General features: G+C 41.4%; 17 protein-coding genes. 2 read left to right on the plus strand and 15 right to left on the minus strand.

All coding sequences use genetic code 11. The annotated features are described in order from the left end of the window. Positions 1–92: 92 nt before the first annotated feature. From arcC to NST13_RS04950, 5 genes are all read right to left on the minus strand, one after another. Positions 93–1,034, minus strand: coding sequence for a carbamate kinase (gene arcC / locus NST13_RS04930; protein ID WP_342581557.1), 942 nt, complete (start codon positions 1,032–1,034; stop codon positions 93–95). A gap of 25 nt (positions 1,035–1,059) precedes the next feature. Next, positions 1,060–2,463: an arginine-ornithine antiporter gene (gene arcD, locus NST13_RS04935; protein WP_342471282.1), complete on the minus strand. Its 1,404-nt coding sequence runs from the start codon at positions 2,461–2,463 to the stop codon at positions 1,060–1,062. 56 nt (positions 2,464–2,519) lie between these two features. Further along, positions 2,520–3,545: an ornithine carbamoyltransferase gene (gene argF, locus NST13_RS04940; protein ID WP_342581558.1), complete on the minus strand. Its 1,026-nt coding sequence runs from the start codon at positions 3,543–3,545 to the stop codon at positions 2,520–2,522. A gap of 10 nt (positions 3,546–3,555) precedes the next feature. Further along, entirely contained in the window at positions 3,556–4,791 is a 1,236-nt protein-coding gene (gene arcA / locus NST13_RS04945) for an arginine deiminase (protein WP_342469145.1), read from the minus strand. 274 nt (positions 4,792–5,065) lie between these two features. Continuing rightward, positions 5,066–7,747, minus strand: coding sequence for a cation-translocating P-type ATPase (locus NST13_RS04950; protein WP_342469144.1), 2,682 nt, complete (start codon positions 7,745–7,747; stop codon positions 5,066–5,068). Positions 7,748–8,152: 405 nt separating this feature from the next. Between NST13_RS04950 and NST13_RS04955 the strand changes: the two genes are divergently transcribed. After that, positions 8,153–8,515, plus strand: a complete 363-nt coding sequence (locus tag NST13_RS04955; RefSeq protein ID WP_342469143.1) for a DUF2500 domain-containing protein — start codon at positions 8,153–8,155, stop codon at positions 8,513–8,515. Positions 8,516–8,735: 220 nt separating this feature from the next. On the opposite strand, the gene NST13_RS04960 is transcribed toward NST13_RS04955, so the two are convergent. The 10 genes from NST13_RS04960 to NST13_RS05005 all read right to left on the minus strand — a co-directional run bounded on the left by NST13_RS04960 (position 8,736) and on the right by NST13_RS05005 (position 20,026). Next, positions 8,736–10,256, minus strand: a complete 1,521-nt coding sequence (locus tag NST13_RS04960; RefSeq protein WP_342581559.1) for an aromatic amino acid ammonia-lyase — start codon at positions 10,254–10,256, stop codon at positions 8,736–8,738. Positions 10,257–10,283: 27 nt separating this feature from the next. Continuing rightward, a complete protein-coding gene (locus NST13_RS04965; RefSeq protein ID WP_342581560.1) occupies positions 10,284–10,919 on the minus strand; it encodes an ABC transporter permease in 636 nt (211 codons plus the stop codon). Further along, positions 10,916–11,896 (minus strand): ABC transporter ATP-binding protein, encoded by a 981-nt coding sequence (locus tag NST13_RS04970; RefSeq protein ID WP_342469140.1) that lies wholly within the window; start codon positions 11,894–11,896, stop codon positions 10,916–10,918. The genes NST13_RS04965 and NST13_RS04970 overlap by 4 nt, the downstream gene beginning before the upstream one ends. A gap of 151 nt (positions 11,897–12,047) precedes the next feature. Then, positions 12,048–12,974 (minus strand): glycine betaine ABC transporter substrate-binding protein, encoded by a 927-nt coding sequence (locus NST13_RS04975; RefSeq protein WP_342469139.1) that lies wholly within the window; start codon positions 12,972–12,974, stop codon positions 12,048–12,050. Between the two features lie 18 nt (positions 12,975–12,992). Then, the gene (locus NST13_RS04980; protein ID WP_342581561.1) at positions 12,993–13,637 is read right to left on the minus strand and encodes an ABC transporter permease; all 645 of its coding nucleotides are present in this window, start codon (positions 13,635–13,637) and stop codon (positions 12,993–12,995) included. Positions 13,638–13,807: 170 nt separating this feature from the next. Beyond that, positions 13,808–15,058 (minus strand): Zn-dependent hydrolase, encoded by a 1,251-nt coding sequence (locus NST13_RS04985; RefSeq protein WP_342469137.1) that lies wholly within the window; start codon positions 15,056–15,058, stop codon positions 13,808–13,810. A gap of 31 nt (positions 15,059–15,089) precedes the next feature. Beyond that, on the minus strand, positions 15,090–16,448 hold the full coding sequence (locus tag NST13_RS04990; RefSeq protein ID WP_342581562.1) for a dihydroorotase family protein: 1,359 nt from the start codon (positions 16,446–16,448) through the stop codon (positions 15,090–15,092). A gap of 29 nt (positions 16,449–16,477) precedes the next feature. Further along, positions 16,478–17,221, minus strand: coding sequence for an IclR family transcriptional regulator (locus NST13_RS04995; RefSeq protein ID WP_342581563.1), 744 nt, complete (start codon positions 17,219–17,221; stop codon positions 16,478–16,480). A 22-nt stretch (positions 17,222–17,243) separates the two neighbouring features. Further along, the gene (locus NST13_RS05000; RefSeq protein ID WP_342469134.1) at positions 17,244–18,344 is read right to left on the minus strand and encodes a DUF917 domain-containing protein; all 1,101 of its coding nucleotides are present in this window, start codon (positions 18,342–18,344) and stop codon (positions 17,244–17,246) included. 14 nt (positions 18,345–18,358) lie between these two features. Next, positions 18,359–20,026 carry a urocanate hydratase gene (locus NST13_RS05005; RefSeq protein WP_342469133.1) on the minus strand — a complete coding sequence of 556 codons (1,668 nt, stop codon included), beginning with the start codon at positions 20,024–20,026 and terminating at the stop codon, positions 18,359–18,361. A gap of 350 nt (positions 20,027–20,376) precedes the next feature. Here NST13_RS05005 and sspO point away from each other — a divergent pair, with 350 nt between their 5' ends. Then, a complete protein-coding gene (gene sspO, locus NST13_RS05010) occupies positions 20,377–20,532 on the plus strand; it encodes a small acid-soluble spore protein O (protein WP_342469132.1) in 156 nt (51 codons plus the stop codon). Positions 20,533–20,968 lie beyond the last annotated feature (436 nt).

Genomic DNA, 20,968 nt, shown 5'->3' on the forward strand with positions numbered 1-20,968 from the left:
ATAGACAAAAAATAAGCGGCAGCAATGAGCCACCGCCTCTATTTTTTTCCCGCATTTAGATTTCGATTCGCATGGAAGGGTTCAAATCATCATCATTTTTCAACAATGGTTCCGGCTTGTCCCAACAGTGCATCGAGCGCTTTGTCCAAAGAGGTGATGATGGCCACCCGATCCGGTCTGGATTCCACAAATTTGATGGCTGCTTCAACCTTTGGCAGCATGCTTCCTTTTTCGAAATGGCCTTCCTCAATATGCCTTTTCAACTCAGCGGTTGAAACCTTTTTCAAAGGCCGTTCATTTGGCTGATGGAAATGAAGATACACATGATCGACATCCGTCAATATGAGCAGGACATCGGCATTGATCAATTCAGCCAGTTTTTCGGAACCCAAATCTTTATCGATGACCGCATCCACCCCAATATACTTATGGTTTTCCTTATAAACCGGAATTCCCCCTCCACCGGCGCAAATGACGATAAAATCCAAACTCACAAGCTTTTCAATGACACTGTGTTCGATAATATTCATTGGTTGAGGAGACGGAACGACTTGACGCCATCCTCTTCCAGGAAACTCTGCATATTTTGCGCCGGTCTGTTGCATGATTTGCGTTGCTTCTTCCCTTGAGTAATAGGGGCCGATCGGTTTTGTCGGATTCTCAAACGCCGGATCATTTAGATCCACTTCCGTTCTTGTGATGATTGATGCCACGTTTTTTTCAATTCCTTGCTCCCTTAATGCATCATCCAGCTCCTTTTCAATCCAGTAGCCGATCATCCCTTGGCTCATGGCGCCGCACGTATCCAGTGACATCGGTGGAATCCCTTGTGTTCCTGCAATCTTTTGCTGCAATAAAATGTTGCCGACTTGTGGGCCATTGCCATGGGTGATCACAATCTGACAACCAAGTTTCACAATTTCAACCAACAGTGCAACCGTTTTTCTGATGGCGTTTTGTTGCGCTTCTTCCGAGCCATCCCCCGTTTGGATGGCATTGCCCCCCAAGGCGATGACAACTTTCTTTTTCTCCATTATCTTCACACCCTATGTCCAAAGATTAAAAATCAATTTTTCCTGTAATGATGCCAACGAATGCAATGACAGCAAGGATAACGAAAATGCCCATTAATGCAATCTCAAATTTCGCATCTTTGCGGGTGATGCCATAATCCTTTTGGGTATACTTGTAAATGATGATCCCTGGGGCATACAACAGCATTGTCAACAGCAGATAGTCCAATCCGGCGGCATACACGAGCCAAACGGTATAAATGCTGGCGATAATCCCGATGATGAATTGCTTTTTATTTTCCCTGAAAGGTATCAGTTTCACTTGATAAAAGGCTGATAGCATGTAAGGAATGAGAATGGCGGATGATGCCAAACTGAACATAAAATTGTAGGCTTTATCGGTAAATAATAAAGTGATTAAGAAAACTTGCACTAAACCGTTCGTCAACCATAGGGAATTCACTGGCGCTTTATTTTTATTCTCTTTGGCCAACCATTTCGGGAACACTTTATCCTTTGCCGCTTCGTATGGCAACTCTGCTGCAAAGAGCGTCCAACTCAACCAGGCTCCCATTATGGAAATGATTAATCCTATATTGATTAAGACGGCGCCCCATTTCCCGACAACCGCTTCAAATACATAGGCCATTGTCGGAGTCGGCAAAGCTGCCAGTTCCTCCCGGGTCATGACACCCATTGATAACACGGTGATCAACACATAGATCAAAAGAACGCTCACTAATCCAATGACAGTCGCCTTTCCGACATCCGACTTACTTTTTGCCCGTCCAGACATGACGACGGCACCTTCAACGCCAATAAACACCCATAATGTCACAAGCATGGTGCTTTTCACTTGGGAAGCGACTTCCGACCAGGAAAAGCCGCCGCTGCCCCAAAAATCGAAGGTGAATTTATCGATATTAAAGAAGAAAATAGTAATTAAAATAAATAGGAAAATCGGAATCACTTTACAGATGGTTGTGATTGTATTGATGAATGCTGCTGAGTGAACTCCTCGAAGGACAAGGTAATGGACCAGCCACAATAATACGGATGCCCCGATGATCGATGCCACATTTTGTCCGCCTTCAAAAGCCGGAATAAAATAACCGATGGAAGACATGACAAGCGTTGCATAAGCGATATTTCCGAGCCAGGCTGATACCCAGTACCCCCAAGCGCTGCTAAATCCCAAAAACGGACCGAATCCTTCTTTTGCATAGCTATAAATACCGCTGTCCAAATCAGGCTTTTTAATGGATAGATTTTGGAATACAAGCCCAAGGGCGATAATCCCAATCCCTGTGATAACCCAACCGATCAACATGGCACCTGCATTGGCACCGAGAGCCATGTCTCCTGCCATGTTGAATGCGCCGCTGCCAATCATTGAACCTACAACCAGTGCGATCAATGCAAATAACCCTAATTGTTTTGTTTCCTTCATCATTAGCACCTCACCTTAACAGCAAGGGAAGAACCTTCCGCTTACCGTCCATTTTTTTATTGCCGGTGATTCGTCGCTGCCATTACTGCTTTGATTGTGTGTAAACGGTTTTCCGCTTGGTCAAACACAAAGGAATGCTTGCTTTGGAAAACTTCATCGGTCACTTCCATTTCTTTGATGCCGTATTCTTCATACACTTTCCGCCCAATTTCCGTTTCCAAATCGTGAAAACTCGGGAGGCAATGCAGGAACATCACCTGTTCATTTCCCGTTTTTTCAATCATCTTCCTGTTCACCTGATAAGGCAGCAACAGTTCGATTCTTTCTTTAAACTTGTCTTCTTCCCCCATTGAAACCCAGACATCCGTGTAAATGGCATCCGCGCCTTTTACCGTTTCATCAATATTATCTGAAATTACAATGTCGCTTTTTGATTCTTCCGCCAGCTTTTGGGCATAAGCAACCATTTCCTCGGAAGGGAATAATTCTTTCGGGGAACAGATTCGGAAGTTCATGCCCACTTTTGCCGCTCCCACAAGGAGACTGGTTGCGACGTTGTTTCTTCCGTCTCCCACATACACCAAATTCACGCCTTTTAATCTGCCCTTTTGCTCTTTGATCGTCAGAAAGTCAGCCAATACTTGTGTTGGATGGAACTCATCGGTCAATCCATTCCACACCGGGACTCCCGCATATTCTGCAAGGGTCTCCACAACCGATTGTTTGAATCCCCTAAACCCGATTCCATCAAACATGCGGCCAAGAACGATGGCCGTATCACGGGTGGATTCTTTTTTACCAAACTGAACATCCTGCTTTCCCAAATATTCAGGGTGTGCCCCCAAATCCACACAAGCGACCGTAAAGGCGCATCTCGTTCTTGTGGAAGGTTTTTCAAATAAAAGGGCAATATTTTGTCCTTCCAAATAGCGGTGCGGAATTCTTTTCTTTTTCATTGCCTTTAACTCGGCCGCCAAATCAATCAAATAATGGATTTCTTCTTCTGAATGATTTTTTAAAGTGAGAAAACTTTTGCCAACTAAAAGATCGTTCAATAAATGGGGGTTGTCCACAATTACCATCCTCCTTAAGTTAATCCAAAGCTTCCCGGACCAACGGCATGCTCATGCAGCGTGGGCCGCCCCGACCCCGTGATAATTCCGAACTCAACACTTCAATCACTTCAACGCCGTTTGTTCTTAACAGCTCGTTTGTCACGTAGTTCCGATCATAGGTCACCACTTTCCCCGGGGCGATGGCCAATGTATTGGAACCGTCATTCCATTGCTCACGGGGGCCTGCTATCATGTCCCCTCCCCCGCATGGAATCAATAAAATTTCTTTTAATCCCAAAACTTCTTTCAACGTTTCCAACAAATTGGTTTTATGTGTAATGTTTAAAGTTTCGTTGTCCGGACCTTTTTCAAGAACATAAATGTCCATTTTTCCGTCAGCGTCTTGTATCGCGGAATGAATCGTGAATTTGTCGTAATCGATCATGGTGAATACAGTATCCAGGTGCATAAACGCCCGGCTTTTCGGGATTTCAACGGCGAGGACCCGTTTGATGTCACTTTGGGAATGAAAAAGATTCAATGTAAAACGTTCAATGGATTTTGCGGCAGTGCGGGCACTGATTCCGATGGCGATGGTATCTTTGGACAGTACGAGCTCGTCGCCACCTTCCATCGGATATTCGAAATCACGATTGAACCAAATGGGAATATCCTTGTTGGCAAAGCGGGGATGATATTTCACAATATATTGCATGAAAAGAGATTCACGCTGTCTGGCAGGTTCCCGCATTTTATTGATGGTCAAACCATTGCCGACGACAGCTGAGGGGTCTCTGGTGAAGTAAAGATTTGGCATTGGATCCAAATAGAAAGGATAGTGGCTTGTAAGGATTTCATACAGATGTTTTTTCTTCATATGTTCAATTTCGTCTTTGCGCACACCGGCCATGATTTTCTCGACCATTTTTGATGTGTCGAAAGACAATAAATAGTCGGCTATGACGTAAAATGAATCATCCACTGAGATTTTTGATTCCGTCAAAATATCATAGACAAACTGTTTTTTTATTTCTTCCGTATGTAAGGCTTCAGATAACAATGTCGATAAGTATAGCACTTCAATACCGTTGTCGCGCAAAGTTTGCGCAAAATAGTCGTGTTCTTTTTGGACGATGGGCAAATACGGAATATCATCAAAAAGCAGTTTTTGTAAATATTCCGGCGTCAAATTTTCCACCTCTTGACCAGGACGGTGAAGCAATACGGTTCGAAGTTTTCCGATTTCCGAAGTGACATTCAATACATGATTCATAGGGATAACCTCCTAACGTTTCAAAAAAATGATGGTAAACTTTATTAAAGCGCTTACAAAGTGATGGAAAATAAAAGTTGTATAAAAAATGATTTTTATTCTATAACTCTAGTATATAATGTAAATTATTCAAAAATAGTGAATTATTAGTGAAACTAATGTAATATTTTGTTATACAATTTCTATCAATTTCATGACATTTTTTCAGAAAAACTTGCTTGAAATTCCAAAAAATTGAGCGGATTGGAGATTTTTCCTATCCGCTCTGATTATGTTACCTATTTTTTTTGATGAATGCGTCAATTCCGCCAAGCAGGAATGTAGGAATGGCGGCCATCAACATGATGAGGGCCCAGTCCGCGAATTGAATTGGAACTGTTTTGAATATCGGCTGTAATGGCGGAATGTAGATCACGATTAACATCAATGCGATGGAAGATAAAACCGCCCATACAAGAAATTGATTTTTAAAAGGATTTCTTGAGAAAATGTTCTTTTCGCAACGGCAATCAAACACATGAATGAGCTGGGCCATTACAAGGGTTGTAAAAGCGACCGTTTGGGCATATTCCAGTTCGTTTGGATGATTATGAAGGGTCACCATGAAAGCGGCGAGGGTGACGATACCAATCGCAAGCCCCCGTGAAATGATCTTCCAACCAAGTCCTCTTGCGAAAATCCCCTCTTTTGGATCCCGAGGCTTGCTTTTCATGACGTCGCCTTCCGGTTGGTCAACCCCTAACGCCATGGCAGGCAAACCATCCGTGATCAAGTTCACCCACAAAATATGGATCGGAACCAATGGCAATGGCAACGCAAGGATGATGGCAAAAATCATGACAAGCATTTCACCTACATTGGAAGCGAGCAAATAGCGGATGAATTTGCGGATGTTCTCGTAAATATTCCGCCCTTCTTCAATGGCCGATTCAATCGTGGCAAAATTATCATCCAAAAGAATCAGGGATGAAGACTCTTTTGCCACATCGCTTCCTGTAATCCCCATTGAAATGCCGATATCCGCCGCTTTAATGGCTGGGGCGTCGTTGACTCCATCTCCCGTCATTGCCACAACATGTCCTTTCCCTTGCAGAGCCTGCACAATTTTCAGTTTATGTTCAGGAGAGACGCGGGCAAACACGGCCACTTCATCCACGATTTCTTCCAATTCCTTGACAGACATTTTTGCCAATGTTTTTCCGTCAATAATCTTGCTGTTTTCTTGATGGATGCCAAGCTGGGAAGCGATGGCTTTTGCCGTAATCAAATGGTCTCCGGTAATCATCACCGTTTTTATGCCGGCGTCCTTACATTTTTCCACCGCTGATTTCACTTCCGGTCTTGGCGGATCGATGATGCCTTGCAAACCGATCAATGTGAGTCCGTTTTCCACCTCATGCACATCTGTGACCGTTTTATTTGCCGGAATCTCTTTAAACGCAATGGCCATCGTTCTCAAAGCCTGGGAAGCCAATTCTTCGATGGCTGAATGGAGAGCGTTTTTCAGCTTATCTGTCAGCGCTTCTTCCTTTCCGTCCCAAATCATTTTGCTGCTCACTTGTGTCAGAACATCCGGCGCCCCCTTGGCAATGACAAATTGTTTTCCGGCGGAATCTTCGATGATCATTGACATCATTTTTCTCGTCGAATCAAACGGGTATTCTTTTACAATTTGATATTCTTTCAATAATTCATTCCGATCAAAGCCGGCCTTCATTGCCGCAACGAGCAATGCTCCTTCTGTCGGACTGCCGACAAGCATGTATTCATTGTCTTTTTTCTTTATTTTGGCATGGTTGCAAATCATCCCATACGTTAGCATTTGAAGAAGCATTTTTTCTTTCCGCACTTCAACCGGTGACCCTTCATGATAAAAAGCGCCTTCAGGGGAATAACCTGTCCCGTCAACCGTCCACGTTTTTCCGCCAATCCATAAATGGGTCACCGTCATTTTATTTTGGGTCATCGTTCCGGTTTTATCTGAACAAATGACCGTCGCTGTGCCAAGTGTCTCAACGGCTGGCAGTTTCCGTACAATGGCATTCTTTTTGATCATTCGGGTCACACCAAGGGAAAGTACGACCGTCACAATGGCTGGAAGGCCTTCCGGAATGACCGCAACGGCCAATGAAACGCCAGTCAATAACATCGTATAGAAATCCCGGTCTTGAATAATGCCAATCAGCACTACAAGGATTGTCAATGCGGCGGCCACAACAATCAAGATTTTCCCCAATTGCTGAAGGCGCCGTTGCAATGGGGTTTCAATTTTTTGGGTTCCTTGCATTAGTCCCGAAATTTTTCCCATCTCTGTTTTCATACCGGTTCCAACGACAATGCCCTTCCCGCTGCCTCTTGTAACGAGCGTTCCCATAAAGGCCATATTTTTCATATCGCCAATTCCGGGTTCCGGTTCTTTGAGCGGTTCCGTCGTTTTCTCCACAGGAATGGACTCCCCGGTCAACGGGGATTCTTCTATTTCAAGGCTGATCGATTCAAAAATCCGAACGTCAGCCCCAATCCGGTCGCCACTTGAAAAACGGATCACATCACCGGGTACGAGCTCCCTTGAATCGACCTTGATCCATTCCCCATCCCTTAAAACGTTCGCGTGGGGGGCCGATAATTTTTGCAATGCTTCCAAGGCTTTTTCAGCTTTTCTTTCTTGAAAAAATCCAAGAAACGCATTGAGTATCACAATCGCCAAAATCGTGATGGCATCCGCATATTCACCTAAAAGCAGCGATAAGATGACAGCCACCAGCAATACAATCACGAGGAAATCTTTGAATTGACTGAGAAAAAGCAATAGATCCGATTGTTTTTTATGTTTTTCCAGTTCATTGTAGCCATATTGCTCCAGCCGCTTTTTCGCTTCGCTGTCCGTCAATCCGTCCAGAATACTGGTGTTAAATTCTTTTTCAACTTCGCCCATGTTCATGGCATGGTATTTCATATGTATTTTCACTCCCTATTCCCAGCTGCAGTTACGAAAAGGTAGCATTTCTAAAGTGTTGAGTGGAAAGGATCATCTCTTCCTTTTATTATAGCTTACCATTTAATTGACAAAGAGGATGTATTCATTTTGGAATATTTCTTACGAATCGGCAAATTTTAATAGGATTGTCAAAAAGTTTCTTCATTGCCATGGGATTTGGGTTATAGGAGTTTTGGCTGTCCAATTGAAGTCGAAACAATCATTGGGCATAATCCTTTTTTTCTGTTCACTTGGGCTAAAATTCTGAAACATTTCCTTTTTATATTTCGTATAATAATTGCAAATTCTTATTTTATAACAAAGTTGGGAAATTTTTATAGTTTACATCATTTTTTAAAGACTGGTGGAAAAGGAAGTGGTCTGATGTTTTTTGATTCGGTGCAATTTGATTCGATGTTTTATAATTTGATGTTTTCCCTTTTTCCTTTCATCTTTTTAGTTGTTTTTGCCATTATCATTTTCAGCATATTCTCAAATATTAAACAGGGCATAAAAAATAATCAATCTCCCCTGTTGACTGTCCCGGCAAAAGTGATTACAAAAAGAATCCAGGTACGGGGTGACCATTCCCATACCACCTATTACGTCACCTTCGAAGTGCAAAGCGGAGACCGGATGGAATTAAAAGTGAATGGCCAAGAGTATGGAATGCTGGTGGAAAATGATGTGGGGTTACTATCATTTCAAGGAACGCGATATGTTTCTTTCGAACGGCAAAAATCATAAAAGATTTCTACATATTAAGAACACCTCAATGCAATCAAGCCAAGAGGTGTTTTTTAATGGCGAACAGGGAATGGAAAAATATAAGCGGCAACTATGGCGGAAAACGAGAGGGCAGAAAAAATGGCCAAGGGAGTTTGACCAAGGTCTGGCAAACGAACCTTTGACGCCGGAAGAAAAATATAATAATGAAAGGTGGCAGTGGGCTCGGCAAAAAGCCTATTTAACTTTCAATCGCTTTTTGAATATGTTTAAGCAGTCTTTTTGACTTTACTAATTGGTAAGCCCACTCTATATCTATGGATAAGTTTCGGTCTTTGTCCAAAAATGGAATTTGCTCACGAATCATTTCATATACCGCACCCGTTCCGACACCCAATTTTGCACCTTTCCTTAAATCAACGGCTTGAGCAGCATGAATCGCCTCAATCCCAACGATGTAATAAAGGTTGTCGAGCATTTTTCTTAACTTTTGAATGACTAAAGCCGAATTTGTGGCGTGATCTTCAATGTCGCCTGCCAATGGGAAATAATCCGAAACAACCGGATTTGATAAATGCCGGATTTCCGCATCCAACGCTGAAAAGGTTTTCTGAATCGTACTGAAAGCAATCACCTGCTCTTCATCTGGTGATAAAAATCTTGTTAAATTTGTAAACGCAGGGTTTGCCAACTTAATGGTTCTAAAACAGCTGTTTCTTGATACATGGGTTAATGCGAGTCCAACCATTTCCAAAGCGAATACAAGTGTGATGACCTCAAAATTTGCAGTATGTACAATACGTTCTTCTTCCACTATTAAACAAGGATTATCATCCGATGAATTTAACTGAATGGTCAATAATCCTTTCACATATTCCAAACTGTCCAATGCAGCACCATGCACGGTAAATCCGCCACGAAAACTGAGTGGATCTTGAATGGAAGTTTTTTCTTTCCGATTCCATAAATAACTGTTCCGCAAAAACTTTCGGACCCGATCGGCACTTTTCATTTGACCATTAAAAGGACGGAATTTTAATACGGATTCATCAAGGGGATCCAAATTTCCATCTAATCCTTCCAACGATAAACTATAAATGGCGTCTGCCATTTCAATGAAATCATCTAAATCTTGCAAAAGAATCGCTGCCATCCCGGCCGAATATGCATTGGAGCTGACAATGGCCAAGCCATCTTTGGGTCCGAGAATCATTGGAGACAGTTTCTCTTCCTTAAACGCCTCCATCACAGGGACCCGATTCCCTTTATAATATACTTCACCTTCCCCAATCATTGCCAAGCCGATATGGGATAGGATTCCGATATCCGCTAACCCAACGGTTCCACGGCTGGGAATGACCGGGGTGATTCCGCAATTCAGAAAGGTTTCATACATTTGCGCTATTTCCGGCTGTATGCCCGTACAGCCAACAAGTAATGTATTTAATCGGGCAAGCATGGCTGCCCGTACATCTTCAATGGTTGTTTCCGGTCCAACTCCGATCGAATGGGACAACAATAAATTCCGGTTATATTGGGAAAATCTTTCTTTTTCCACCAATCGGTCTTTATTCAAACCGACCCCACGGTTCAATCCATAAACCGGCGCATCATTATCGATCCATTGTTGAACCATTTTCCTGCCCTTTTTTAATTTTTCCAACGCTTCATCGCTGATGGCCACTTTCCTTTCATTCCGGGCAACTTGGACAATCTCTTCAATTGTCAATGATTTTCCATCCAGCACTAATGTTTTGTACATCTTGTCAATCTCCTATCAATGCCAAGGTTATGATTCCCCACGCGCTTTTAAAGCCGCTTTATTTTCAATTTTCAATAACAAATAGTTCATTGCTAATGCAAGTGCAGCCACTAAGACGGTCCCTATAATAATTTTATGTGATGCATTTTGGTAAAGCCCTTCAAACAACAGTACACCTAAACCGCCAGCATTGATCCAGGCAGCGATTGTCGCAATCGCAATAGTGGAAATTGTGGCAATTCGGATTCCAGCGATAATCACCGGGAGGGCTAACGGAAGCTGGATTTTCCAAAAAAGTTGCATCGAATTAAGCCCCATTCCTTTACCTGCTTCAACAATCGATGGATTGATGGACTGAAACCCGACCATCACATTTCGTACCAAAATGATTTGGTTATATGCGACCAAGGCGATGATGGCCGGCTTCATTCCAAGCCCTGCAATTGGAATTAACAAGGCAAACAGTGCCATGCTCGGTATTGCATAAATTATTCCTAAAACAGATAAAATCGGTACGGATAGCCATTTGAATTTTGTTAGAAAAAATCCGACCGGCAAAGCGATGGCTAAAGCGATGCCTAACGAAATGACCATGATTGTGAAATGATCTAAAAATAGTGAAAAAATATGATCGTAATATTTAGTAATATACTCTATTATCATGACGGAACCACCACTTGCTTTATAGATTTATTTAACTTTAATTGTTCAAAAGTAATCGCACCAACCGGCTGATGATTTTCATTCTCCACAATGATACCGTCAATATCGGAATTTAAAAATAACGTCAAGATTCCCTTCAAATCATCATGGCGCTTAACAACTTTGGGATTATTTAATTTCACTTTGTCCAGTGGAACCATGACATTTTCCGCTTGAAGCATGCTGAATAATTGAATAATATCTTCCGACTGAACCAAACGGCTGACAAATTCATTTGCAGGATTCAATAAAATATTTAAAGGTGTATCATACTGTTGAACACGCCCTTGATCCATTACAATGATTTTATCTCCAAGCTTTAAGGCTTCATTAATATCATGGGTAACGAAAAGAACGGTTTTCTTTAATTTTTTTTGGATTGAAATTAATTCATCTTGAAGCTTTGAACGAGTAATGGCATCAATGGCGCCGAACGGTTCATCCATTAATAAGATTTCCGGGTCACTAGCCATTGCCCGTGCGATTCCCACCCGTTGTTGCTGGCCACCTGATAATTGCCGGGGATATCTTTTTCGGTACTCATTTGGCGGCAAGTGAACCAGTTCAAGAAGAAAATCAATCCGCTCACTGATTTTCTTAGGATCCCATTTTAAAATTTTTGGTACCGTCGCAATATTTTCTTCAATGGTCATATGCGGAAACAATCCGATCTGTTGAATGACATAACCGATTTTTCTTCTTAATTCTGTAACTGACACTTTTGATGTGTTTTCGCCTTGCACAAAAATATTCCCCGTTGAAGGTTCATGAATTCGATTTACCATTTTCAAAAGTGTTGTTTTCCCGGATCCGGAAGTTCCTAAAATCGTTACAAAAGTTCCTTCTTCTATCTTTAGATCTGTTTCATAAACAGCAGGTCTTTTTGCATTTGGAAAGGTTTTGCTGACTTGTTGAAATTCGATAATTGAACCAGACATATACGGAACAACTCCTTTAATAAAAAATAGGCTGTGTTTATCAAATAGCTGTCGGTGTATATTCACTCTATGTATTTTCCTGCTAGGACCAGACACTATGTATGAACACAGCCCAAATGATATTTTTTGAGGGGCGATTTACGATATTTCCTTACTTTTTAATGATTCCTTGTTCAACCAGAAAATCTTTGGCCACTTCAGCGTATTCCCGTTTGTCGATATCAACCTCTGCATTTAATTTTTGAACAACTTCATCATTTAAAAGTTTGGATACTTCATTTAATACATCAGCAACTTTCGAATCTTTTTCCAAGATTTCATTGCGAATGACTGGTGCAACATAATATGGAGGCCAGAAGCTTTTGTCATCTTCGAGCAGAACCAAATCCGGATTCGTTAAATCTCCATCTGTTGTGAAACCAACTGTTACATCCGCTTCATCATTCAAAATCACACGATATTTAATACCGTAATCATATAGTTCAAGGGATTTAAATTCCATGCCGCCATAATGTTTCTGTAAACCGATGAGCCCGTCTTCCCTTTCAGTAAACTCCGGAACAGCCGCCATTCTTAATTTAGGTGCCAATTCCGCAAGTTTGGAGATTGTATAAAGATCATATTTTTCTGCAACTTTCTTTGTTGTCACTAATCCTTGGGAGTCATTTGCATCTGTTGGTTCAAGCCATACCAAATTAAATTTATCTTTATATTCTTTGGAAACAATATCATATACTTCCTGCGGGTCTGATTTTGGTTCCTGTTCCAAAATGTTGATTAAACCCGTTCCTGTGTACTCAGGATACATATCGATATCTCCGTTTTTTAAACTTTCGTGGGCAACCATTGTTCCGCCGAGATTTAATTTTCTTTCCACTTTATATCCGGCATTTTCCAGAGCAAGTGAGTACATTTCACCTAAAATCAGCGATTCCGTAAAGTTTTTCGAGCCGACTTTGATCAAAGGTTTTTCCTCATCTGTCGAAGCATTTGAACCATCTGAAGATTCATCACCGCAAGCTGCCAACATCGCTATTACCAACACTAATAAGCCCAATAATTTTAAATATTTTTTCATTTTTTAACATCCCTTCATTTAATCTCTTAAATAACGTGTAAAGAATTTTTCTGTGGTTGCAAAGGATACTTCGGAAAGAATCGCCAATAATGCAACCGGAATAGCACCTACTAACAGTAATGGGATATTATACATTCCAAGTCCATTGATGATAAATGTACCTAAACCACCTCCTCCAATAAAGGCTGCAAGGGTTGCACTTGCTACTACTTCGACAGCGGCTGTTCTGCAACCGGCTATGATGATCGGCAATGCCAAAGGAAATTCAATTTTCCTTAAAATTTGCTTTTCATTCATCCCCATTCCAGATGCCGCTTCAATAACCGAACGATCAATCTCCCGAAATCCGGTAAAAGTATTGATGATGATCGGTGGACAAGCCAAAACGGTTAAAGCTACCAGCGCCGGATAAAAACCGGTTCCCATGATCGGTAATACAATAATTAAGATGGCCAGACTTGGAATCACCCGCAATGAGTTAAAAATCCCCATGATGATACTTGAGATTTTTTCATTTTTTGCACAGATGATGCCGATTGTAATACCGATAATCATGGCAATCAACAATGCAATGATGCTTAAAATTAAATGCTCTTGAAAAGCTTCCATAAATTTTTCCGGATTTTGTTGAATGTAGTTCCATGCTTTTTGGACTGTTTCCATAAACTGTCACTCATTTCTTAAACTCAAATTAATTAATTTTTCTAATTGGATTACTTATATTTAACATTAAAAAACATTCGCCATGACAAACCCATTATTCCTTTAGATACTCGTCCGTATGGTTCCAGAGAATCACGATAATTCCAAATCAAGAAGCATTTCAATCGTGGTTATAGCGATAAATCGAACTCAATCACTGATCGCAACAGCGCTTGTACGCCTAAAGCGATATCCTGAAAATCGGTCCATTCCTCCGGACAATGGCTTCTGCCATCACGGCTCGGAACAAAAATCATTCCAATGGGCGCAATTGTCGCCAACTGATTAGCATCATGTCCTGCACCACTCGGCAATTTTATTGATGGACCCACCTCTTGGCACGACTCTTCAATGACTTTTTGGATAAAAGGTTCCACTCTTATCGGTTCTGATTTCGATAAACAATCAAATGCAATGTTTACATTTCTTTCATTGGAAACAATATTGGAAAAACTAATTAATTCTGAGATTATTTGTTCTATTAATAGGGTTTCAATGGACCTTACTTCGAATTCAAAAATCACTTTTCCAGGAATCACGTTTGCCGCATTAGGTAGAACGAATAACTTCCCAACTGTGCCTACTACCGCTTCATCGTATGGTTTCTTGCAAAGCTCTTCCAATTTCAATATCAATTCGGAAGAACTTGTGAGAGCATCTTGCCGCATATTCATAGGGGTAGTCCCCGCGTGATTCGGTTTTCCCTCCACCGTTATCCGATAACGATGAATGCCCACAATTCCTGTGACAATCCCGAGCTTATGATCCGTTTCTTCGAGAACGGGTCCCTGTTCAATATGCATTTCCAAATACAGGGCGACCTCACCCTTTTTTCTTGCTTTTTTATCGATTTCTTCTGGATTTCCACCCGCTTTTTCGATGGCTTCCGCTAAAGTACATCCATTTGGATCACGTCTTGCCAGCATTTCCTTTGTGAGATTGCCAACCATTCCCCGGCTTCCGATTGTTGAAATTCCAAATTCACTAGGTTCTTCCGCTGTAAAATCAACAATCTCCAAAGTATGTTGGAGTTCTATCCCCTGTTCTTTCAACAGGCGAACAACTTCCAATCCTCCCAAGACGCCAATGATTCCATCAAATCGTCCGCCTCCAGATACAGTATCCAAATGGGATCCGATCATAATGGGTGGCAAGGATGGATTTTTTCCCTTTAACACTCCAATGACATTGGAAGCTGAGTCAATGGAAACTTCCATGTTTAAGGAACGCATTTGTTCCATCAGCCATTCTCTTGCCTCAAAATACCAAGTCGTGAAAGGTCTTCTTGTCCAACCTGGTTGGGTTTTATCCACAAAAGTAGCGACTGTCAGAATGTCTTGTTCAATTCTTTGTATGCTTTGTTGCAAATCTGAATCTATCAAATTCTCACCCCTTCAGTTCAACAAAAATAGATTAATGTTTTGCAAATATAAATTGCCCATCACCAGGTTTTCCAACTACATCCTCACCGTCATAGACCAAGTTTCCTCTGACAAACGTATGGGTAATTTTTCCTTGCATCCGTTTATGATGATATGGGCTCCATCCTGCACTTGAATGCTGTTTTGTCTCATCCAATATCCAAGATTGATTCGGGTCAAGAACGACAATATCTGCATCCATTCCTTTTTCAAGTTTGCCTTTTTGTGAAGATAAACCAAAAATCTCGGCAGGTTTTTTGCTTAATAGATTCACCAAATCGATGATTGAAATTTTGCCTTTGGCTACCCCTTCTCCATATAAAATGGGCAATAACACTTCCACTCCTGGAGCACCTGATGCATTTTCAAAAATATTCGAACGATTCTTTTTATCAATTGTCCATGGAGCATGATCGGACGTGACAATGTCAATCATTCCGTTTTTAAGTTGCTTCCAGAGACCGTCTGCATCCTCTTTTGAACGGAGGGGCGGATTGATTTTCGCTTTTGCCTTTAAAGTAAGCATATCCTCTTCCGTTAAAGTCAAATAATGGGTGCAAGTTTCCGCCGTTATATTCGTTCCCATACCCTTGAAGTATTCAACCAGTTCAAAAATGCGAGGAAATGTGCAGTGATAAATGTGCAAATGAACACCTGTCCAATACGCCAGTTCCATCGCTGTCAGTACGGCAATCGATTCCGCAAATTTTGGACGGCTCCAAGCATGGGATCGCGGATCTTTCTCTCCCAAAATTTCATATTTTTTTATAAAACCGCGAACAATTTCATCATTTTCCGCATGGACCCCCACCGGTAATCCGGTTTTCGCAACTTCCGAAAATACATCATATAACAATGCATCATTGATTCTTGGAAATCTATTGGGGTCGGTATTGAACATAGACAATTTAAACCCGCAAGCGCCTTGTTTTGCCAAAAGCGGTATTTGATCCAACCCATTTTCCGGTTTTATGGTAGCCAAAAGTGCCATGTCCACAATGGATTGGGATTCGAGTTGTTCCTTTTTCTTTACGAAAAGTTCTTCTGTCCCAATTAAACCCGGTGCATCATAGGGCATTTCAATGATGGTTGTAACCCCTCCTGCCGCCGCAGACTCACTCGCCGTCGTAAAACCTTCGTCAACTGAACTATAACAATGGACATGGGCATCTATTGCACCAGGTAAAACATAACAGTCATTTGCTTGAATCACTTCTTTTGCATTTAAATTCCCGATGCGGTCAAATATATCCACAATTTTTCCATCCCGGATTGCTACAACACCGTTATGGACAACCGTGTCATCCTGAACGATATTCCCTTGTATAATAAGATCAAAATATTCACTCATATTTATCAACCTACTGACTTTATTAATTTTTAAATCAAATCGATTAACAACTTTGTAATTTCATCTGCACTGTCTACAACCGCTTTAATCACACCGGTCTTTGAATGTTCTTCCCAACGGTCGATCGGTCCGGCAACGGTTAAACTGGCAATCACTTTTCCATTGTTATCGAAGATTGGTGCCCCAACGCCGAATATATCTTTATCTACCTCACTAAAAGTTGTACAATATCCATCCATTCGGATCTTATTTAATTCCTCAAGCAGCGTTTTCCTATGATTTTCATCTTCTATGTTCTTCATGACTTCATTTATAATTTGTTCGCTTTCAAAAGCGAGGATGGCTTTGCCTGAGGCTCCTTGGTGGAGTGGCAATAATTTGCCATTCTCCACTACAAAACGAATCAACCGGGTACTTGAGCAACTCTCTATGCATATCACTTCGAATCCGGAACGAATCGTTAATACCGTTGTTTCATTTGTCTCTTCCGTCAATTTTTTCATAATCGGTTTAGCGATTTCGTTTAAACGAAGATCAATTTGCTTCGCTAAACTATTCGCCAAGTAAAGGATTTTCATTCCCAAACCGATCCGTCCTTTTTCTCTTCTTTCAACAACCCCAAGTTTTTCCAATGTTTGTAATAGCCGATATGCTGTACTTTCCGGAATGTTCACTTTTTCAGCAATTTCACTAACAGATAATGTTGTCCCCGCCTCTGCGAGTACAAATAAAATATCTAGTCCGCGTTTTAATGTTTGTGTACTATTACTCATTTTCATCCCCTGTTGCCCATTTTTATTTGACTTTATCAAAAACATAATCTACTAAATTAATTCCCAGCGCCTCTTCAACTTCAGGATATACGGTCGGATCTTTCACACTTGCACTTAGCGGGATAAATTGTTTATTGATGCTGAATACAGCTATTTCCATTCCTTCGACTACATTTCCTACACTGATAGGCGCGCCGGTTTCTACAGATAAAGTGGTAATTACATCCGGGAATGTCGCTAAACGTTGACCTGATTTTGTATCCACAGCCATATACTCATTCATTACATGAAGAATCAGTTCCCCATGTTCCTCGGATTCAACGGTGATTGTCCCTATATCAAATGCTCCCGAATATTGAACCGTCTTCTTCAATACTTTTCCACTTCCTAAAATTGTGCCATTTGTTTTATTGCAAATCGCTTCAATGACCGCACCAGCGCCATTTGGTTCGGCTTCCATTATTGCATAGCCCAATTCCAACGCTTTGCTGATACCGCCAATTGCTGCATTCTCCTTAATATACTTGGCTGGTAATGGATGTCTTGCAGCCGCAATAAATCCTCCCGACATATCTGAAGCAGTTCTCAATATTTTGGAAGTCTTTGCAGGAGTGCCTTTCACAACGAGCTCAATATATGAACCAGTTTCCGCTTTGCCTCCAACCACCACTTGAATCGTTTCATAATCTGTTGAATTTCCCAATCCTAATGATCCCATTTTCCCTGTTGGATGTGCACGAATATCGCCCGTTGCATCCACCACCACCATGTCTAATGCAGCAGCAGGCAGCCAACCATTGATGCTGCTTGACATCCCGTTTTGCGGTGTCATTAATCCATAGATTTTTTTCCCGAGTGTTTCTTGAAGAAGTTGGACAGCTTTAATGTAATCTTTTCCAAGCATTTGCCAATCCGTCGTCCCTGCCGGAGCGCCAATTGCTGTCGCCGTAACAATGATTGCGTCATCGGGAATTTCATCTACAGAGACTAATTTCGGTTTTCCAATGGTGATTGCAGCCCTTCCGATTTCTAATCCATGGTCCACCCAGCCCCCACCGCCGGAAGCATAGACCGAACCTCCTTTTACCGCTGCGATTACATCATCATAAGTTAATTCTCTCACAGTATCCACTTCCTTTATTTTTTGTAATGTTCCAGATTAATTCTTCTAATATTCTTTTTCTCCACTTCTTCCAACGCTTCCTCATAACCTGCATCCGCGTAGCGAAGCACTCCCAATCCTGTATCGTTATCCAATGTATATTTCAATCTCATATCCGCCGCTTCCGTTCCATCGGCAACCAGTGTCACTCCGGCACTTGTCATATAGCCGGCATACCCTCCACCGCCGGAATGAATAACGACTAAATCCGCCATAGATGAACAATTCAGCATTGCATTGATTAGGGGCCAATCTGAAATTGCGTCACTGCCGTCTTTCATCCGTTCCGTCATAATGTTCGGATGGGCCATTGCACCTGCATCCAGATGGTCTCTTGAAAATGCGATCGGTCCAGATAGTTTTCCTTCTCTCACCATCTTATTTACTGCCAATGCAAGTTCTGTGCGTTCACCATGGCCAAACCAACCGATTCTGGCGGGGAGCCCTTCAAATGGAACATATTGATTGGCAAGTTTAATCCAGTTTGAAGCGATCTGATTATCTGCAAAATTCTCCAATATGTATTGATCGATTGTTCGAATATCTTCCGGATTTCCCGATAATGCAATCCAACGGAAAGGACCGATGGCTTTCGCGAATAATGGCCGCAAAAACGCTTCTGTGAAAATATCAATCTCAAATGCTTCCTCCACTCCCGCTTTAAAAGCTTGTGAGCGAATGTTATTCCCATTATCAAATACAATAGAACCGCGGTTTTTGAATTCCAGCATCGCGCGAACTTCCGTTGCAATGGATGCCAACGAATCTTCCGCCAATTGTTCAGGATTTGTTTTTCTTAACTGTTTAACTTCTTCAACTGTATATCCTTGTGGAATATATCCATAGACGAGGTCATGGGCGGCTGTTTGATCTGAAACAATATCCGGTACAATGCCACGGCTCAAAATTTCAGGATAAATATCCGCTGCATTTCCAAGCAATCCCACGGATATGCTTTCTCCTGATGATTTCGCTTCGTCAATCCACTGTAATGCTTGATCCAAATTATCCGTTTTCTTTTGAAGGTATCCGTGTTCGATTCGTTTATTGATCCGTTCTTCATCCACTTCGACAACTAATATCGCCGCATCAGCCATTACTCCCGCCAGAGGTTGGGCACCTCCCATTCCCCCCAGACCGGCTGTTAAGATGAAACGGCCTTTCAAACTGCCATCAAAGTGTTTTCTGGCAATGGTTTGGAATATTTCGTATGTACCTTGAATCACACCCTGGGAACCGATATATTGCCAAGCCCCTGCCGTTAAACCTCCCCAGCAGATTAACCCTTTGTCTTGCAAATCATAAAAATTCTCACTCGTTGCCCATTTGCCGACTATGTTGCAGTTGGCCATCACAACAATCGGGGCGTATGGATGAGTTTTAAATACACCAATCGGTTTACCGGATTGGATGACTAATGTCTCATCTTCCTCAAGATTTTGTAAGGTATCCACAATGGCATGATAAGATGGCCAATTTCTTGCTGCTTTTCCCAATGAAGCATATACGATCAATTCGTCTTGATTTTCACCATTTTCTAGAACATTTTCCAATAACCGCAGCAGAGCTTCCTGTCTCCAACTTTTACAGCGCAGCTCACTGCCCCGTTTTGCAACTATTTTCCCCAATACATACACCTCCATTTATCAAATAATGATAATAAATTATCACTATTTGATTATTTGATTAATAGATTATCAATTCCCACAAACGTTGTCAATATATTTTTAAAATTAAGAAAATAATAAAAAATGTATTATTTTAACTACCAATGATGGTTGAACGAACAAATCAAAAACAGAGTGTATAAAAGAAAACCAAAGTTCCTTTATACACTCAGTAATGGATTTTTAGAAGGCATTATCAACATCAAAAATCATATATAGGATTTTAACCAAGTAAATGTCGCTAAAAAAAACATCAAAACAAAGAACCGATAATGATACATATTGAGGGCAACCCGAGGCAAACTAATTTCACGGAGGTGTAAAAAATGAGCAACAGGGAAAAGAAAAATTTAAGCGGAAACTTTAGCGACGAACAAGCGGTAAGAAAAAATTTATCAAGGGAATTTGATCATGAATTGGCCAATGAACCTTTGACGCCGGAAGAAAGATATAACAATAAGAAAACGAAGAAGCGTCAGTGAGCCATAGACTATTGACATGATCCATAACTGAAATGAGCAGATAGGATTATTTTCAATATTCTGCATGAATGACTTTCCCTAAATCAAAGAGGCTGGGACATAACTAATAAAATGAACGAGCTGCAAAAAGGTTTTTTTGTAAAAAATCGATATCACAGAAAATTGATTGAAGTGACGGGGCGAGTTTCTGTCGCGCACGCTTAGTCGCAAAGCAAAAGCTTTCCTGCGACGAGCCCTCTCGAGACCCCGCAGGAGCGAAGGATTGAGCTCCGAGGAGGCTCGAGCCGGGCCCGCGGAAAGCGTCCCCGGAACGGAAATCAATTTTCTTCAATTATTAAAAAAACACCATTTTCTCACGGGAGAAAATGGTGTTTTTTATCTTTTGTCCCAGCCTCTTTGATTGCTATAACAATTTGGTTTTACTTCATTTTTTTCA

This window comes from Ureibacillus sp. FSL W7-1570, from assembly GCF_038593265.1.
Classification (GTDB): Bacteria; Bacillota; Bacilli; order Bacillales_A; family Planococcaceae; genus Ureibacillus; species Ureibacillus suwonensis.

Coding starts and splice junctions, on each gene's coding strand:
- arcC (WP_342581557.1), bottom strand. CDS start 1,034: ATGGAGAAAAAGAAAGTTGTCATCGCCTTGGGGGGCAATGCCATCCAA.
- arcD (WP_342471282.1), bottom strand. CDS start 2,463: ATGAAGGAAACAAAACAATTAGGGTTATTTGCATTGATCGCACTGGTT.
- argF (WP_342581558.1), bottom strand. CDS start 3,545: ATGGTAATTGTGGACAACCCCCATTTATTGAACGATCTTTTAGTTGGC.
- arcA (WP_342469145.1), bottom strand. CDS start 4,791: ATGAATCATGTATTGAATGTCACTTCGGAAATCGGAAAACTTCGAACC.
- NST13_RS04950 (WP_342469144.1), bottom strand. CDS start 7,747: ATGAAATACCATGCCATGAACATGGGCGAAGTTGAAAAAGAATTTAAC.
- NST13_RS04955 (WP_342469143.1), top strand. CDS start 8,153: ATGTTTTTTGATTCGGTGCAATTTGATTCGATGTTTTATAATTTGATG.
- NST13_RS04960 (WP_342581559.1), bottom strand. CDS start 10,256: ATGTACAAAACATTAGTGCTGGATGGAAAATCATTGACAATTGAAGAG.
- NST13_RS04965 (WP_342581560.1), bottom strand. CDS start 10,919: ATGATAATAGAGTATATTACTAAATATTACGATCATATTTTTTCACTA.
- NST13_RS04970 (WP_342469140.1), bottom strand. CDS start 11,896: ATGTCTGGTTCAATTATCGAATTTCAACAAGTCAGCAAAACCTTTCCA.
- NST13_RS04975 (WP_342469139.1), bottom strand. CDS start 12,974: ATGAAAAAATATTTAAAATTATTGGGCTTATTAGTGTTGGTAATAGCG.
- NST13_RS04980 (WP_342581561.1), bottom strand. CDS start 13,637: ATGGAAACAGTCCAAAAAGCATGGAACTACATTCAACAAAATCCGGAA.
- NST13_RS04990 (WP_342581562.1), bottom strand. CDS start 16,448: ATGAGTGAATATTTTGATCTTATTATACAAGGGAATATCGTTCAGGAT.
- NST13_RS04995 (WP_342581563.1), bottom strand. CDS start 17,221: ATGAGTAATAGTACACAAACATTAAAACGCGGACTAGATATTTTATTT.
- NST13_RS05005 (WP_342469133.1), bottom strand. CDS start 20,026: ATGGAGGTGTATGTATTGGGGAAAATAGTTGCAAAACGGGGCAGTGAG.
- sspO (WP_342469132.1), top strand. CDS start 20,377: ATGAGCAACAGGGAAAAGAAAAATTTAAGCGGAAACTTTAGCGACGAA.